Source organism: Priestia sp. FSL R5-0597, assembly GCF_038006305.1.
Lineage (GTDB): Bacteria > Bacillota > Bacilli > Bacillales > Bacillaceae_H > Priestia > Priestia zanthoxyli.
In genome coordinates this window covers 1-17,072 of record NZ_JBBOUZ010000004.1, presented here as the reverse complement: position 1 = coordinate 17,072, position 17,072 = coordinate 1, and the positions used below count along the sequence as shown (strand labels likewise).

16 protein-coding genes and 1 pseudogene are annotated in these 17,072 nt (G+C 33.9%); 5 read left to right on the top strand and 12 right to left on the bottom strand.

Features of this window, described 5'->3' with window-relative positions; all coding sequences use genetic code 11:
• Window positions 1–113: 113 nt before the first annotated feature.
• The gene (locus MKX72_RS27895; protein ID WP_155008785.1) at window positions 114–845 is read right to left on the bottom strand and encodes a glycosyltransferase; all 732 of its coding nucleotides are present in this window, start codon (window positions 843–845) and stop codon (window positions 114–116) included.
• A 275-nt stretch (window positions 846–1,120) separates the two neighbouring features.
• Window positions 1,121–2,011, bottom strand: a complete 891-nt coding sequence (locus tag MKX72_RS27890; protein WP_154974739.1) for an NAD-dependent epimerase/dehydratase family protein — start codon at window positions 2,009–2,011, stop codon at window positions 1,121–1,123.
• Window positions 2,012–2,226: 215 nt separating this feature from the next.
• Between MKX72_RS27890 and MKX72_RS27885 the strand changes: the two genes are divergently transcribed.
• From MKX72_RS27885 to MKX72_RS27870, 4 genes are all read left to right on the top strand, one after another.
• Window positions 2,227–3,450, top strand: a complete 1,224-nt coding sequence (locus tag MKX72_RS27885; RefSeq protein WP_048022234.1) for a glycosyltransferase family 4 protein — start codon at window positions 2,227–2,229, stop codon at window positions 3,448–3,450.
• A 114-nt stretch (window positions 3,451–3,564) separates the two neighbouring features.
• Window positions 3,565–4,482, top strand: coding sequence for an NAD-dependent epimerase/dehydratase family protein (locus MKX72_RS27880; protein WP_154974735.1), 918 nt, complete (start codon window positions 3,565–3,567; stop codon window positions 4,480–4,482).
• A 137-nt stretch (window positions 4,483–4,619) separates the two neighbouring features.
• Complete coding sequence (locus MKX72_RS27875; RefSeq protein ID WP_048022238.1) at window positions 4,620–5,243, top strand: DUF1796 family putative cysteine peptidase; 624 nt, start codon at window positions 4,620–4,622, stop codon at window positions 5,241–5,243.
• A gap of 310 nt (window positions 5,244–5,553) precedes the next feature.
• On the top strand, window positions 5,554–5,724 hold the full coding sequence (locus tag MKX72_RS27870; protein WP_165574265.1) for an SPOR domain-containing protein: 171 nt from the start codon (window positions 5,554–5,556) through the stop codon (window positions 5,722–5,724).
• 207 nt (window positions 5,725–5,931) lie between these two features.
• Here MKX72_RS27870 and MKX72_RS27865 read toward each other — a convergent pair whose 3' ends face one another.
• The 6 genes from MKX72_RS27865 to MKX72_RS27840 all read right to left on the bottom strand — a co-directional run bounded on the left by MKX72_RS27865 (window position 5,932) and on the right by MKX72_RS27840 (window position 12,198).
• A complete protein-coding gene (locus MKX72_RS27865; RefSeq protein ID WP_048022240.1) occupies window positions 5,932–6,756 on the bottom strand; it encodes a dTDP-4-dehydrorhamnose reductase family protein in 825 nt (274 codons plus the stop codon).
• On the bottom strand, window positions 6,757–7,743 hold the full coding sequence (locus MKX72_RS27860) for a polysaccharide biosynthesis protein (protein WP_048022242.1): 987 nt from the start codon (window positions 7,741–7,743) through the stop codon (window positions 6,757–6,759).
• The gene (wecB, locus tag MKX72_RS27855) at window positions 7,736–8,827 is read right to left on the bottom strand and encodes a non-hydrolyzing UDP-N-acetylglucosamine 2-epimerase (protein WP_154974733.1); all 1,092 of its coding nucleotides are present in this window, start codon (window positions 8,825–8,827) and stop codon (window positions 7,736–7,738) included. The genes MKX72_RS27860 and wecB overlap by 8 nt, the downstream gene beginning before the upstream one ends.
• A 394-nt stretch (window positions 8,828–9,221) precedes the next feature.
• Window positions 9,222–9,872 carry a DUF1796 family putative cysteine peptidase gene (locus MKX72_RS27850; protein WP_308124282.1) on the bottom strand — a complete coding sequence of 217 codons (651 nt, stop codon included), beginning with the start codon at window positions 9,870–9,872 and terminating at the stop codon, window positions 9,222–9,224.
• Window positions 9,873–10,057: 185 nt separating this feature from the next.
• Complete coding sequence (locus MKX72_RS27845) at window positions 10,058–10,738, bottom strand: DUF1796 family putative cysteine peptidase (RefSeq protein ID WP_154974726.1); 681 nt, start codon at window positions 10,736–10,738, stop codon at window positions 10,058–10,060.
• A gap of 212 nt (window positions 10,739–10,950) precedes the next feature.
• Window positions 10,951–12,198 (bottom strand): S8 family peptidase, encoded by a 1,248-nt coding sequence (locus tag MKX72_RS27840; RefSeq protein WP_154974723.1) that lies wholly within the window; start codon window positions 12,196–12,198, stop codon window positions 10,951–10,953.
• A gap of 540 nt (window positions 12,199–12,738) precedes the next feature.
• Between MKX72_RS27840 and hepT the strand changes: the two are divergent.
• A pseudogene (hepT, locus tag MKX72_RS27835) lies at window positions 12,739–13,142 on the top strand (type VII toxin-antitoxin system HepT family RNase toxin).
• A 152-nt stretch (window positions 13,143–13,294) separates the two neighbouring features.
• Here the strand turns inward: hepT and MKX72_RS27830 are convergent.
• The 4 genes from MKX72_RS27830 to MKX72_RS27815 all read right to left on the bottom strand — a co-directional run bounded on the left by MKX72_RS27830 (window position 13,295) and on the right by MKX72_RS27815 (window position 16,123).
• The gene (locus tag MKX72_RS27830) at window positions 13,295–13,483 is read right to left on the bottom strand and encodes a hypothetical protein (protein ID WP_014462141.1); all 189 of its coding nucleotides are present in this window, start codon (window positions 13,481–13,483) and stop codon (window positions 13,295–13,297) included.
• A gap of 208 nt (window positions 13,484–13,691) precedes the next feature.
• Window positions 13,692–13,934 carry a hypothetical protein gene (locus tag MKX72_RS27825; RefSeq protein ID WP_014462142.1) on the bottom strand — a complete coding sequence of 81 codons (243 nt, stop codon included), beginning with the start codon at window positions 13,932–13,934 and terminating at the stop codon, window positions 13,692–13,694.
• Between the two features lie 72 nt (window positions 13,935–14,006).
• The gene (locus MKX72_RS27820; RefSeq protein ID WP_048022247.1) at window positions 14,007–14,288 is read right to left on the bottom strand and encodes a hypothetical protein; all 282 of its coding nucleotides are present in this window, start codon (window positions 14,286–14,288) and stop codon (window positions 14,007–14,009) included.
• A gap of 494 nt (window positions 14,289–14,782) precedes the next feature.
• Window positions 14,783–16,123, bottom strand: a complete 1,341-nt coding sequence (locus MKX72_RS27815) for an FAD-binding oxidoreductase (protein WP_048022250.1) — start codon at window positions 16,121–16,123, stop codon at window positions 14,783–14,785.
• Window positions 16,124–17,072: the final 949 nt, after the last annotated feature.

Here is a 17,072-nt window from a genome sequence, read left to right as displayed (position 1 = left end):
ACTTGTGTCCTAATAATACATTTCATTTATTAAATGAAAGTAACGAGTGGAAATACTTGTAATAAAGACTAAATAAGAGGGTGTAAGGAGTAATCATAGAAGAATAAACTCACCTAATCTTGTGAAGGATTTGATTGTGATTTACTTATATATTTTTGCAGCAGAGGGCGGTAATGAAACTCGATAGTTTTCATTTCTTCTCTCATCTCATTTTGGTATCTACTGGTGCCTGATTTTTCATGAGAACGAAATTTTGTAAGTGCTTCATCATAATAATGGATTTCATAGCCATTGACAAGCATACGAAACCACATCTCATAATCATGAGTATAACGAAAATCGGGAGAGAAAATCCCAATTTTATCAAAGATCTTCTTTTTTATAAGAATGGTACATCCATTGATAGCATTATACGTTAAGTAGGCATTATACACTTCTTCTAAATTGTAGAAACGTTTACAGCACCAAGGTATTAAAACTTGATTATCTTTATTAATATAGTCAAAGTTAGTGAAGCTGGCATCTATGTTCCTTTGCTTCATAAAGTTTAGTTGTTTGGAAATCTTTTCAGGAACAAAATAATCATCCGAGCTTAGCCAGGCTATATACTCTCCTGTAGCAGCGAATAAACCAGTATTTATTGCAGTAGCCGTCCCGCCATTTTCTTTTCTTATATAAACAATTTTATCTTTAAAGGACTCTATCTTCGCAGTGTGGGATGTAGAACCGTCGTCTACCACAATTACTTCAATATTTTCATAAGTTTGATTTAAGGCACTTTGGATTGCTTGATCGACAAAGGCACAGTTGTAAAAAGGAATAATTATTGATACTTTTGGACCCATTGTTTCCCCTCCGAAAAAAATTTCATAGCATAAGTGAAACGTAGTCTAAATTATGACTTTTGTAGGTGGATAAAAGGTGAAGATGATAGTTCTAAGTTCATTAATGAAATCACACTCTTGATTAGAATATGCATAAACCTTCTTAAGTGACATGCTTTCGCAGAAACTTCATTCATATAAAAAATCCGATTTCATAAGAGAATTGCTATTTCTACGCACCTAAACTCTGATTTTCCATAAAGGTGAATAGGTAATTATAATGACAGAAAGAATCTCTAACGATAAAAGTCAATAATGTCCCGGATAGAAGATTCTAATGTCGTAGTTGGTTGCCAACCCAATTCAGTTAGTGCTGTAGGGTTTGAAGTAACAAAATTATTTAAAGGACTTTTATCATCCACTTTCACTTCAAATTTAATAGGAGTTATCTTTTTGAAAATATTTATAATATCTTGTAAAGAATTACTTTTTCCAGAAGAGACATTGTATGAACGTCCATTTTCTCCTTTTCTGAGCAGAAAATCATAAGCTCTAACAGCATCTCGTACGTCTAAGAAGTCAAAACGATTATTTAAGTTACTCACCCTCAGATACTTTTCCCCCTCTTCTTCCTCCATAGCTATAATTTTTTTAGCGAAAATGGAACAAACTCCTTTAGAGAAGCCAGGACCTATAAGATTTGATGGTTGAGCGACAACAACATTCATATTGTATTGATTTGACCAAAATTGCGAAATGAGGGTTTGAATGGTCTTACTCAGACCATAGGGGTGATTAAACGTGGCTGGAACCGTTGGATCAAACTGAAGAGCAGAACCTACAATAACAGCTTTACAAGAAGGCATCTCTTTTCTAAGAGCATCGAGTAAGTATGCTGTAGCCATTGCATTTACTTCTAGAGATTGAATGGGATTATCCCAGGATAATCCCACAGCGTTTTGACCTGCCAAATGAAGGAGGTAGTCCGGCTTGGTTATTGAAATTAACTCCTTTACTGACTCATTATTAGATAGATTGCATGTTCTGCATTTAATTTGCTTATTAGAAAATGAATTCATGTTTGTGATAGCTACCACGTCAAACTCTAATCTTGAAAAATAATCACATGCGTGAAGTCCAGTAAATCCACTAGCACCGGTAATTAGTAACGTAGGTTTCTTATCCACTAACGACACCCCACTCTGAATAATAATCTAATAAATAAAACTTATTATAGATGTATGCTTAAAAAGCTAAATATTTCATCTAATGCTCAACAAGACACGATCCTAAAACATAGGGTAAAAATACAGGCAGAGGTCTATAGCATTACCAAATTCCATGAATACCTATATAGAGAGACTTTTAGAACGTGAATGCTATGGGAAGAGGAGAGAACATAATGAAAATACTGCTTGCTACATTTTGGGAAGTTCCCCATGTAGGTGGAGTTTGGAATTATATGCAGCAATTAAAGCAAGAACTTGAAGGGTTAGGTCATGAAGTAGATTTACTTGGACATGGACTTGGAAATAAATCAGTTCATATTGTTAATAAAAATATAGAGGTAATTAAAGATGAACTATCATTAGTAGAAGAATTGGAACAACATGAGAAAAATACTCCTATTCTATATAAAGATCCAGTAGTGAAATTTTATGAAAAAGAACGTATTGGTTATACAAGAGGTGTTTCTCGGTTAAATATCAACCAATATGATTTAATTCACACACAAGACGTTGTAGCAACTGCGTGTATTCGTTCCTTAAAGAGTGTAAAAACGCCGGTGGTAGCAACTATACATGGTTGTGTTGCTCACGAGTTAAATCGCTACATCAAAGACATTTTGAAGGCTCCTACAGCTGATATAGCTACTAAATATTTTAATGAACTTGAACATACAGGTGCTATGGCTGCTGATTGTACTATAGTTGCAAATCATTGGTTAAAGGAAATTTTAATTCAGGAATTTAGGGTTAATGAGCATCAACTTAAAGTGTTTCATTACGGATATGATATAGATTCTTTTTTAAAGCGAATGCAAACACCATCTAAGGTTCATCCACCAGTTGGTCAACAAGTAATTATTTATACAGGGAGATTAGCTGAAATTAAAGGTATTCATCATCTATTAAAGGCTCTCAGTGAACTCAAAAAAATTAAGAAAGGCTGGGTCTGCTGGATCGTTGGAGATGGAGATCAAAAAGCTGAGTTGAAGGCTCAGAGTAGAGCGCTCGGTTTAGGTAAGAGGGTTTTATTTTTAGGTAATAGAAACGATGTGCCTTCTTTACTCTCTCTTGCTAACATTTTTGTTTTGCCAAGTCTTATAGAGAATCAACCTTTATCAGTTATTGAAGCTCAGATTGCTAAAAAACCAGTAATAGTAAGTGACGCAGGGGGATTACCCGAAATGGTTCAGCATGGATCTACAGGATTAATTTTCCCGGCAGGTGATGCCACATCGTTATGTGAAAATCTTTATAATTTGCTAATAGATCCAGCATATAGAGGCATGTTAGGAGCCAATGCACAAGAATGGGCTTTAAAACATTGGGATCAGAAAGATGCAGTTCAAAAAGTTCTAGATGTTTATAAAGAGGTGCTTTCACATAAGAGTGAAATGTAAATATATCGAAAAGGAAGCTAAATGTCTTTTTTGGAAATGATTGGGTAGGTAGCTTATACAGGAGCCCTATAGGTGACATATACTATTAAAACTTTAAAGAGGAGAGAATAGTATATGAAGGCTGTAGTAACTGGTGGGGCGGGATTTATTGGTTCCCATCTTGTAGAAGAGCTCATTAGACAAGGCTTTAATGTCCACATAATTGATAACTTAATTTCTGGAAAGTATGATAATATACACCCTCTTGCTACTTTTCATATAGAAGATATATGTAGTGATCAAGCCAAACAAATCATTCTAGATGAAAAGCCTGACGTAGTCTTTCACTTAGCTGCTCAGGCAGATGTTTCACGATCTATCCAATCGCCTCAATATGACGCAGATGTGAACATAAAAGGAACTATAAATTTGCTGGAAGCCTGTAGAGATGCTTCGGTAGGTAAGTTTATATTTGCCTCTACTTCAGCTGTATATGGAAATCTACAAAAGGACTTAATTACTGAACAAGATGCAACTGTGCCAGCTTCTTATTACGGTCTGTCGAAACTAGCTGCTGAATCGTATATACGTCTATTTCATTATTTGTATAATTTACCATATACAATTCTTCGATACGGAAATGTATATGGGCCACGGCAAACGCCAAAAGGAGAAGGCGGAGTAGTAGCAGTTTTTTTAGAAAGGTTGAGCAAAGGGCTTTCATTTAATATTCATGGTGATGGGGAACAGACACGTGATTTTATATATGTAAAAGATATTGTTCAAGCTAATATTGCAGCAATTAAAAAAGGGAACCAAGAGGTTGTTCACGCCAGTACTACAAAGAAAACTTCAGTGAACGATTTATTAAAAAACCTTGAGTATATTCATGGTTCTAATATTGAAGTTGTTTATACAGAAGGAAGACCTGGAGATATCAAACATAGTTGTCTCGACAGTGAGAAAGCACAAAAGCTATTAGAATGGTCTTCAAGAGTATCTGTTTTAGAGGGGTTAAAGGAAACATATACTTTCTCTAGAAAAAAAGCTTAGTATTTAAGCTTTTCTACATTTCTTAACTAGTTGTCTATTTTATTAACTATATGCTCATTAGCCCTAACATTTTAGGATAGGCCTGCATTTAATATTGTATAGCCTTGTACAATAAGACCCTTTAAGGAGCAACCCATATGAAACTAGAAGATTTAAAAGGGGCATATAGCGCCATTTTTAGTTTAGGCGATTTATGTTTGACATCTCTTCAACTGAGAGACAATAACTTAAGAAAATTTGCGGGGATTTTAGATTGGGTATCCTCACCGGATTTGAAAAAGGTAAACATGCTTTTGAAAGATCAGTTTGCTGACTTTTTAAACCCGGATAATTTAAGGATAATCCAGTACGTATCTGATTGGGATTTATTAGTGTGGGATGAAATTTATAATATAGGGTTTAACCACGATTTTAAGACTGATAAAAATACACTTTCTCACTTAGGAGGATACGGGGAGGTTAAAGAGAAGTACGATAGAAGAATTCACCGGTTTTTAGAGAATTTATCTACTGGCCAGCGTATTCTGTTTATTAGAACGGAAGCTAATCGTGAAGAAGCTGCAGAGCTTGAGAGCATTTTATCTACTATGATTGAAAGTGACTTTAGCATTCTAATTATTAATCATACGGATGTGAATGATTTAGTTGAAAAAGAATGGTCGCTAAATAAAGTTTGTGCTATTGAATTACCCAATCAAGATAAATGGAACGCAAATAATCATTATTGGAAAAGGATACTTGATGGTGTTTCCCTTTTATAAGTACGTTAGCTTTCCCTTTAATGTATTTATAAAAGGTTATGTTTTTCAAATGACATCTTTAGGAGATTTGAATGGGAAGAAAACCTCCACCATACTTACTTGGTGTATGTACTCACTTGCCTCTTGAAGCTTATTTAATATTTTCTATACATATAATCTCTATACAATACTAATGGACAAGTTGTATTAATTGAAATGGATACAGTGCAAAAAACTTTTCCTTGCGAAGGTTAAGGTGCTTTTCGAGGTGCCTATATAAAAGTCAATGTTAAAAAAACTAATTTGTTAACCGGATAAGGGGGGAAAGGATATGGATAATAAACAAATAGAGTTGAAACAAGGATACGATATAACTGGAAAGCAACGTTATCGAATTATAACAGGAGCATTTATTGATAAGATTATAGCAGAACAAGTTGCAAAGGAAATAAAAGAACGCTACGGTCTTACTGTATACGTGATACCTGAGCACATTGAATAATCTCTAATGTAACTTTATTTTCATTTTACTATAAATTAGAATAAGAATAGACAGCTAAGCTATTTTTATAGAAATAGTCTAGCTGTCTATTCTTGTAGAAGTATACAATGAATTTTATTATCTGTTTACCATAATACAATAAAGGAGAAATCATTTTTAGTGCTTCTCATTTTATCATGTTTTTCTTTTACTCATAGTTAGTGCTATTTATTTTGACATCCACTCTTTCAGCTCCATTAACATCTGTTGGTAACTAGGAGTTGGATAACAAAGATCTGTCCGAGTACTAATAATAGTACGATCCAATATTACATCCTGATTAGGAATAATTTTGACATCATCTTTTTTAAAGATATCTTTAATTAATTCTAGTAATGCAAACTTTGATATTTTTTTCGGTGAGTGCAAATGATAGAGTCCGGAAGTATTATTTTCTAAGAAGAAGTCAATCGATTTAGCTAATTCTAATGTTGTTACTCCATTCCATAATGCTTTTTTATAACCCTTAATGGTACCCTTTTGTTTCATAAACCACAGAAATAAGCCAATGCCATTCTCCTTTAACTCAGGTCCTATTATAGAGGTGCGGATTGTTAAATGTTTTTCGTCAATAATTTCACCAAGCTGTTTAGATTGAGCATATACAGAGGTACCATCCGGAACATCATGTTCTGTATAATCTCCTCTTGCCCCTGAAAAAACACAATCTGTACTGATATGAATTAATTTTCCTTGATGACGTTCAACAAATTTGGCCAACTGATGTGGGAGTAGGCTGTTTACCTGAAAAGCACGCATCGGATTATGACTAGCGTGTTCATTTAAAATTCCGATACAATTAATGAGGACATGGGGCTTAATAGATTCTATAGTCTCTTCAACATGCTTAAAGTCAGTTACATCCAAGTAAATAGCATCTTTATCTTTTGGGTCTCTTGATGTACAGAAAACATCATGATTTGTATGCTGTATAAAATATTTAGTAATTACATGCCCTGCCATTCCTTTTCCACCAAGAATTAGTACTTTCATTTAGATAAACCCGCCTTTCAGCAACATCTCTCTAATTTCCTCTTTACTAATCACTTGTTTACTTGAATCATATTTTTCTAAGTTTACTTGAGCATAGTTTGAATAATATTCTTTTAAGCCTTTAATATAAATTGGAGGTAGAATCACATAATACTCATCATCATAAGTAACAGTTGTTGCGCTTTCATATTCGGATAACAGAAGCTCGTGAATTTTTTCTCCAGGTCTTATACCTAATATTTCAATTTCAATCTTGTCTTTTCCAGAAGCTTCTATTAGTACATTTGCTAAGTCAATAATTCGACAAGTAGGCATTTTCATGACGAATATTTCCCCACCTAGACTTTCAAATGTGGCTTTAAAAACCAGCTTTATCGCATCCTCTAATGTTAAAAAGAAACGAGTCATCCCAGGGTCAGTAATACCGATTTTCCCTTTTTCTTGAATTTGTTTCTTGAATACATGAATAACGCTTCCGTTAGTTCCTAGAACGTTTCCTCCACGTATACAAACAAATTTAGTTTTAGTATTTAATGTGTTAGCGTGAATGATTAATCTTTCCCCCATTGCTTTTGATAAACCGTAAAAATTAGCTGGATTTGATGCTTTATCAGTGGAAATATAAACTACTCTATCTACATCACAGCTTATTGCTGCGTCTATTACATTTTGAGTACCATGTACGTTGGTTTTTAAGGCTTCGATTGGTTGATCTTCACATACAGGAACATGTTTTAAAGCAGCTAAGTGAAAGATATAATTGACGCCCTGACACGCTTCAATTAGTGCTTCTCTTTCCTTAATGTCTCCAATAATAAAATTTAACTTAGGATGATTATCAAATTCTTGCTTCATAGTAAATTGATTTGATTCATTCCTTGAAAAAACACGTATTTCTTTAGGGTTATGTGTTAGTAATTGTTTAACAAGTTCATACCCCCAAGAACCTGTGCCACCTGTTACTAAAATTGTCTTATTATTAAACACCTTTCATTCCTCCTAGTACCACTTTAATTACTTTGTCTGAAACATCTACATGACCATATCCTTCAGGGTACGACCAATTTTTAAATTGGTTCACCATTACATGAACACAGGTTACGATTTGGTTAGCATCTATTCCTGACAGCATGTTACTTCCACACTGAATGGTTTCTGGTCTTTCAGTTGTTTTGCGAATAGTTACCGTAGGAATATGAAACAAACAGCATTCTTCCTGAACTGTTCCGCTGTCTGTTAAGACACAAAAAGCATTCTTTTCTAGATTTACAAAATCAAAAAAACCAAAAGGTTCATGGAATTCTACTAATGGATGGACTTCTAGCAGTGGAATATTTTCTATCCGGGATTTAGTACGAGGATGAATACTGCATATTATTCTCTTTTGGTAAAATTCAGCTACCATATTAATACCTTTCATGATTTCCAACAGTCGATCTTCATGATCTACATTTTCCGCACGATGGGCTGTGACTAGAAAATAGTCACTTTTTTTTAAGGATAGTTCATTAAGAATGTTGCTGTTTTCAATGGAAGATTCATAATGTTTTAAAACCTCGTTAATTGGATTTCCAGAAGTAATAATACGATTTGAGGGAATACCTTCTTTAATTAAATTTTCTTTACTTTGAGGAGTATAGGGGAGGTTAAAGCTCGATATTGCATCAATAATTCGACGATTCTTTTCTTCTGGCACCTCTAAGTCAAAACAACGGTTTCCGGCCTCCATATGAATAACTGGTATACCCATTCTCTCTGCTAGAATCGCGCTTAAACCGCTATTAGTGTCGCCTAATATTAAAACTTTGTCCGGCTTTTCTTTTAAAAATAGCTGTTCTAGCTCTTTATACATCTTGGATAACTGTTCACCTAATGACAGCTGCTGGTTAGCCAATATATAGTCTGGTTTGCGTACATTCAACTCTTGAAAAAATACTTCACTTAATGAAGGAGTAAAATTTTGGCCTGTATGCACTAAAATGTGCTGTGAAGCATAGCTATCTAACTTTTTAATAATGAGGCTTAAACGTATAATTTCGGGCCTTGTACCCAAAATAGTCATAACTTTCATTTTTTACACACCCTATTCACCTTATTTATAAGCATAATTACCCTCTCCTAATGCGCATTCGGCCCCTTATTTATTAAAATATGCTTTTCCTTCTTTCTTGCTATAGGCTAATCTATTAATCTTCCCAATAAAAAGTGATAAGTCTAAAATAATAAGCTCTTCTCTGTAAATCAATAAGAATAAAGGCTGCTTGCTTGTGGTTTGATGTCTAAATCTTTCTTTATAAGTTCTCTCCTAGGGGATAAAATTTTATATTTTAAGCTGTCAAATGTGAATAGTTAAAGAGTAAATACAGGGTTTTAAAAATAAGAAAAAACCTTGTTTCCTTTTTAAAAAGAAACAAGGTCTTTTCTTATTTTTATTACGTAATATTGTATGAAAATAGTTGGGGGAATTACGCCCAAAAATTAGTTAGACTTAATCCATTTAGCACATAGTCCCAAACAGCTTCATCATTTGGATTGTCTAGAGGTACTTGAACTGAACAAATTCCATCAATTGTCCAGTTCATATCTATTACGCCTTTTAATCCGTCTAAAGGTTGAAGTAGTAGTATATTAAATGGACCGTTTACTAATTCCGATAATGTGGTTTTTAATTCTATCGCTTCTTCTGGAGTAGCTGCTCCCCATCTAATAAATAAAACAGAAGGGCTATTCTCAATTTTTTCGAAAAATCTCGTGATACGTTGATTAAGCTTCTCTTTATAAGAAGGATACATTACAGTCCAGTCTACATTTGGAATAATAGGAAAATCATGAACAGAAATAATATTATAATGCATATCGTGAATAAAGTGAGCATTAACCGGTTCTGTTCCACCTTCTTCAGGGAAAATTGCGACTCCGTCATCAAGAAAATGAGCATATCCATCAGTTCGCTGCAGGTTTTCAAGGTCCATAAATCCACTAAATCTGTTTTTTAACAACCTACTGACATCAGCAATTGAATTAGATATCATCCAGTCTAGAGGGAATGAAAACCTTCTCCAATTGTGTCTTCTTAAATTAAGGGAGGGACCACACCAACTACCTAGCCCTAGCATTAAGTCATAAGATCCTTTAATATCCTGTAAATTCAATATAATCATCCCTTTTTATTTAGCAATTCTATTATAGTAAATGCTAAACCTTGTACATTTGATTGGACAAAGTAACTATATATTTATAAGAAAGTCTTAGTTAAAAAGACACTGGGACTTAATGGGAGAGATTTCCATGTGGTGCCCATCTAGTGACGTAGTAATATTTCATCTAGAACATAGTCCCAAGTCGAAACATTATTTGGATCGTGTGGTACATTGACCATACATACATTATTAATTTCCCAGTCAACTTCGGTAGGAGTCTGTATACCGTCTACGGGATTAAGGATAAGTATTCTAATCTGCGCTTTTGTAAGAGAGGATAAGATTTTTTGTAATTCAGTTGCTTCCTCATATTTAGCTCCCCACCTTATAAACAAAATTGATTTACTGCTCATCATCTTTTTCATAAACCTGTTAACTCTGTAATCAAGGTTTTTTTTGAATTTTGGATACATATCGGTCCAATCTTTATTAGGCACTATAGCAAAATCATGAGCTGAGAAGATATTGTAATAAGTGTCCTGTATAATATAAGATTTAGTTGATTTATATAGATTTTGATGAGGAAATCTAAGCATTTTATCATTAAAATATACATAATCTCCGCTGTCATCTACTAAACTCATATTCTCAATCTGCATAAATCCATTAAACTTATTCTGAAGTAGTCTATTTACATCTGAAAGATACGGAGAATAGCTCCAGTCAAGTGGACTTGAGGTAAAACTTCTCAAATTTAATCGATTCAGTTGTAGTGCAGGATTACAAGCACTACCTAAGCTAATGATTAAATCATATTGCCCTTTAACATCCTGTAAATTCACATTAATTCTCCTATTATTTAAATTTTTATATACACATATTTGATTGGTAGATTTACTTAGAAGACATACATGTACATGGTTATTCAGTAAGTTGCTCTTATAATATAAAAAGCACTGATAATCGGGGGTTCAGCGCTTTTTATACCCTTTATAGACCTGTGTTAAATAAAATTGTTAACACCCGCAATAGATGGATTTTTTAAAGTTTAATGCTAGCGAACTGCTCGATTTGCATTAATTCTTCCATAAGTCCAGTATAATCCTGTACCTGGTACTACATCGCACGTGGATTGAATAGTATTTCTAATTTGGAGATTGGTTTTTCCCTGAGCTGCTAGCAAGGCTGCAAGTCCTGAAACATGAGGGGCAGCCATAGAAGTACCGCTTAGATATGCGTAATAGCTACCTATATAAGTAGACAAAATTGTTGAACCTGGAGCAGCAACATCTACCCAAGTGCCAAAATTGGAAAAATCAGATTTTTGATCATTGCTATCTGTAGAGGCCACAGCGATTACATTTTGATAAGCAGCTGGGTATGTTGGGGTACTAGAAGCTTCGTTTCCGGCTGCAGCTATAACTACTACTCCTTGGCTCCAAGCGTAATTCACGGCATTCTCTAAAGTGATTGAACTTTGAGTTGAACCTAGGCTCAAATTAATAACTTTTGCTCCTGCATTTGTTGAATAGGTAATTGCATTTGCAATATTACTCAATAGACCATTTCCACTGTTGTCAAGAGCACGAACGGGTATTATTGATGCTGACGGAGCCATTCCTGCAATGCCTAAACCATTCTCTGTAAGGGCTGCAGCTATGCCTGCTACGTGAGTTCCGTGTCCATTACCATCGTTAGGAACTAGATTTCCATCTACAAAATTATAGCCAGGCCAAAGCTTAATAGATAGTTCAGGGTGATTTAACTGAATTCCCGTGTCTACAATAGCAATTTTTATATTTCCATTACTAGTAGTAACATCCCAAGCATCTGGGGCTTGTACCTTCTGAGGACCATATTGATAAGGAAAAAAGGGGTCATTCGGGGTATATGAAGCTTTAAATGTATAATCTGGTTCTGCGTATTCTACTTCAGTTAATTCACTATAGCGTTTAATTAAGTCATTAATCTTTTTTTTAGAATGTAAGACCTGGAAATCAAGATCTTTGTTGTGATATATCAGTGTACATTTATTCTTACGATGAATATTTACTTGGTTTTCAAAGCACACATTCTTTTTGAACTTTATAATGATTTGGCTTGAGTTCTGAAAATCATCAGCTGTAAATTCCTTAGTACTAGCGTTGATACGGCGCTTAAATAGTGGTGATGCCTTTTTTATTGGAATGGTTTTTAGGTTTTTGACTAATTGTTGTTTTAAAATCTTAATAATATATTTCACTGCATAAAACAACAGGATAACAACAGAAACTGATAAAGTAGTAGCTAATAAATGAAGCATTTGTTCCCTCCCGGAAATCGCACTCTTTATAGAGTATTCACGATTTATTAAAAGGGTTTGGACAGAGTCTTTATTTAAACAAATAATTGTGTATTTTAAGAGAGTTATTAAAAGTGAAAAGTTATCCTATCTGTCATATTACTAATTTATCTTTAGATAATGAGTGTTATGTCTCGCTTTAAAGCACCAAATTTGTAATTAGAAAGAAAGCCACTAGTATATCTAGTGGCTTAGTCTTTAAAAATCGCTAAATTCTTCGAGATCATCGTCATCTAAAGGTCCAGAAACGTGTTCTAAATCTGCAATTTTGCCTTCTTTAATGCCCTGATTTACAGGTTGTTCTACGTCATCTTGTGTATAAGAAAAGCCATTAGCCAAAATTATACGACAGGCACTGTTATTTATTCAGATGATGACACGCTGCGTATGAATGAGCAAATGAAGGCTTTAAAGGTGTACTGCAGAAAGTAGATGAGACTGGGAGTATTTATTTAAAATGATATCATTTTAAATAAAATAAATGTGATTGAAACATGCAATATGTCCTACACGTATACCAGCAAAATTCCCAAAACTTACTGGATTATACGAAACAGGACTCTATTATTTTAAATATACAACGCGCTTGCCAAGCTTTTATTGATTTAGCGATGCACATTGTAGCTGAAGAACGTTTGGGTCTTCCAAAAACGAGCAGAGAAGCTTTTGACATGTAGGAGTCTCAATTTATTATTACAAGCGAGATTGTTTATAGAATGAAAGCTATGGTAGGTTTCAAAAATATTGCTGTTCACGATTATCAAGCCATTAATCAAGATATTCTTCAGCAAATTTTGGACAAACATTTAAGTGATTTTACTACCTATACAAAGCAAATTCTTTATTATGGGCTTTGGAAAGGCATTGGTAAATATAAGGTGTATAGAAACTTACATATTATGTAATTAAGTTTGTGTTAGAACCTTTAGGCCTACAATCTTCGTTTTTGTTCTAAATGAATAGTTATATCTCTTAAAGTTGTATCTAATATATATTTAGACAGTAGGGGAGCATACTTTCAAGCTTCCCTACTAAATGCTTGTCCTAATTTAAATAATTAAGCTGTTTGCAGACCTTGGATTTCTTCAGCGTCTAAAACAATCACTCCTGCTGAAGTAGCGAAATAAGCTAAAGATCTTGCCTCATCGAAGCTTGAAAAAATAACGTTATTAATTTGAGTACCGCTTAAAAGTACACTTGCAATCGGTGTGCCAGGATCAAGAATTCTCAAAACCTCTGGAATCATACGCGGTGTCCCCCCTTGCTATACCAAATTAAATACAGATCATATGAATCTATATTTAATTTATTATATGTAAGTTTTAAGCAAAGGCTTGTACTATTTAATCATTTTCATTTAATCTTTTTTTGTGATTGAAAATAAGGACTTTAAGAGGGAATTGTTATATGAAATCTCTTTCAAGTCCTTGCATATAATGGGATTTCCGCGCTAGCTAAAACTTCATACCGCCATCTATTACAATTATCCTTGAAGAAATTATCTCAGTGTTTGTAAATCCCATTCCTACGTTATAAGCATGAGTAGCTATTTTAGAATTAGGGTTCTTACTGGCTGTTTCTGCTGGGGGATTAATACTTACACTTCTTTTCTTCTTTTTTTGTGGGAAGGACTTGTCTACATAATACATACCATTTTTAAAATTATACTTCATATAATATGTTTGTATTTTAATCACCTTTTCTATACCCCTTATATTTTAGAGGGATTTTGCGAGATATTATTAGAATGGTTTTTTCTTCACTTCTCTTCAAAACTGAACTTTTTTTACTTTAGCGTTTTTATTTCTTCTTCCACATTCTTTAACAATTACACCGTCTTGGTTCGCATTTTGTCCCCCATGTTTAGCAACCTGACCGCCCTGATTAGCATTTTGACTGTGGTTACCACTAATCTGTCCTCCAGTTTCTGCATGGTTATAAATATAAATGCTAATATAGGTGCAGTTTTTTTCTCTTTTTTTCTTTTTGTTTTTTGAGCTGCAATTAGATTTTTTATTATAATGAGAATTATTCCTTTCTATTTCGATCACCTCTTTTCTGATAAGTTAGGGAGAAGACGTGAGTAAATTCACTTTTACTCATTAATAGTGTATTCATAGGTAGACAAGCTGCAATATGAAAAAGCCTATATTTGGTAAAAAGAGCCTTTCATATTAGGTCTAGTGGCTGTTGTGATACGAGAGTAAGTACATTTAAATGTACAAGGGGTGTTTTTATTGTTAAAAGATCTAATTGGACGAACATTTCCTTCCTAAGGAAACTACGACTTCTAAAACAGCCTGTTATAAAAGCCAAGGGGGTTTAGGGGTTATATGTAATAGTAAAGCTCTTTTTCATAGATTTGGATAAATTTTTTAAGGTGAAAGATTTTTATGTGTGATATACAGGCCATTGTATTGAAGAGATTTCTATACTATATAGGGTTTAAATATAGAAAGAACTATTGCTGCTTTTTTCCGTCAATAGTTCTTTCTATATTAAATATTCAGTTGTATAGGTTGAGGCTTGATTGAATTTTGAGTAATTAACAAGATGGTGGGATGCTTTGAGGGAAATGAAATAAATTTTCAGGATCATATTTAGCCTTTATTTCTCGAAGTCTTGCGAAGTTTGACCCATAATATGCTTTTCCGAACTTTTCAATATTTTGGTCTGGAACATTAACATAGGACCCTTTTACATATGGTTTCATTAGCTGACGTACTTTTTCAACTGATGCAAGATTGGAAGCTTCTTGGGATTTATTTTCCCAACTAGATGTCCATTCTGTATAAAACAATGGACGGCGCCAAAAGAAGGCTGTTTCATTACTTGGTACTCTGCTTAGAGCACCACCCCAATTTATAAAAAAGAAATTGGCTTCTGTACCAGTAGCTTCTTCTAAAAACTTTTTCATAAATGAAATAGGCTCTTCGGACCACAGATCAAGTCCCCAAGCCGATGAAAATTTAACACTCTGATCGGATCTGCCAGGGATTGGTTCGTCAGGGTCTAAGAAATCTATAGCATCTGGATAGGACAATGTTTCTATAACTGTTTGTGTTGGGGTTCCAGCATTTAGTAAAGGCTTTAACAATTTAGTCAGTTCTTTTTTTGAACCTAAGAAAATCCCTTCTGCATGACACAAACCATTTACTTTGCTGTAAATCTCAAGTATGCACCCTAATCGTTCGTCTACAAATGGTGCCCATTCTTGCCAAGTTTTAAATACTGTTTCTAATTGATCCCATGGCCAAATAATATTGAAGACGGTTGCAGTTTTAGGGGCACGGTGAACTTTAAACGTGTATTCGGTATTATATCCAAAGTTCCCACCGCCACCACCTCTAGAAGCCCAAAATAAGTCCTTATTGCAAGATTGGTCTGCTTGAAGAATATGGCCTTTGGCATCTACTGTTTCCAGGGCAAGAAGGTTATCGCTTATAAGGCCAATTGATCGTGAGACTACTCCAAATCCTCCTCCCATCGTAATTCCTCCAATTCCAACAGTGGGGCTATCTCCAAACGGAGCCATAAAGCCTTCTCGAGCTAGCATCTTTACAAGTGGACCCACGTGAATTCCTGTTTGAACCGTTGCAATCTCACTTTTTTTATCAAGGCAAACTCTATTCATGTCACTTACATCAATAACAATTCCGCCATTTACTACTGAAAGGTTCTTATCTAAAGCATGGCGTCCGCTTCTGACACGTAAAGGTACTTTATTTTCCTGAGCCCATTTAATAGCATTACTGACATCGTAAGAATTTTGTGCAAAAACAAAGACAAGAGGACAGACATCAACATAAGGGTTCCAGTTCTTAATTGCTTGTTGATAGCCAGGATCTCCCTTAAAGATGACTCGTCCTGTTAACGGTGTTGACATGTATTTCACTCCCAATAAAGGTTAGATTTCTAATATTAGTATATGTGAAAATAGGACAAACTCTTGGGTGAGTTATCTAGTAACTAAAAAATATATGCCAAGGTTGTTAAAGGTATTGTTTGTAATAAATATGTTTTAGAAAAGAAATTTTTATTATTAGAAAGGTTATGGATTAAGAAAAAAAGAGGTTGCACCTATTTAGACATGATAAAAATTATTGAACTGAATGATTCTAATTTCTTTGAATGAATTACGTTAATTGAAGATTATGCGATTTAAGGAATTATACTAAGTTTATTTCTATCTGCGTCAATATATTAAGTTAGAAAAATTTCTATGATATTGGACGAGCGTACAAGCTTGTCCTTAGGTTTATACATATAATAAGTAAATGAATATTGAAAAGAGGGACAAAAATGATGCCAAGATGTATACCTGATGTTCCACGTTGTATGCCTAAGATACCGCATTGTCTACCTAAAGTGCCAAACTGTATGCCTAAGATACCAAACTGTGTACCTGACGTTCCAAATTGTGTACCTAATATACCTTATACTTCTAAAGACTAATCGTTTTTATTTTTTATAGAATAGAGCAATAGTTAATTTAAAGCAAAAAGATTTATCTTTTTGCTTTTTTCTTGTTTCAACATATATTCTGAAGGGTATGGTACTTTAATTAAGTCTCGTTTAAGCTATGGAACACTATTTCATCAAATCTCTTATTTTGGGTTGAGTTATAAATTTTACAACTGAAATATAATTGTTACCAATTTAGGTAGGAAATCCAAATGCAACTAAAATAAAAAATAGAAAACTATTGATTTTTAAAAACAAGTGAATTATAATAGTAAAGCGTCGTTAAGAGAGAAAGCGTTGATAACGATTTTAAAAAAGTTATTGACATTTGTTTAATGGATTGTTATGATAGTAAAGTCGCTTAAGAGTTG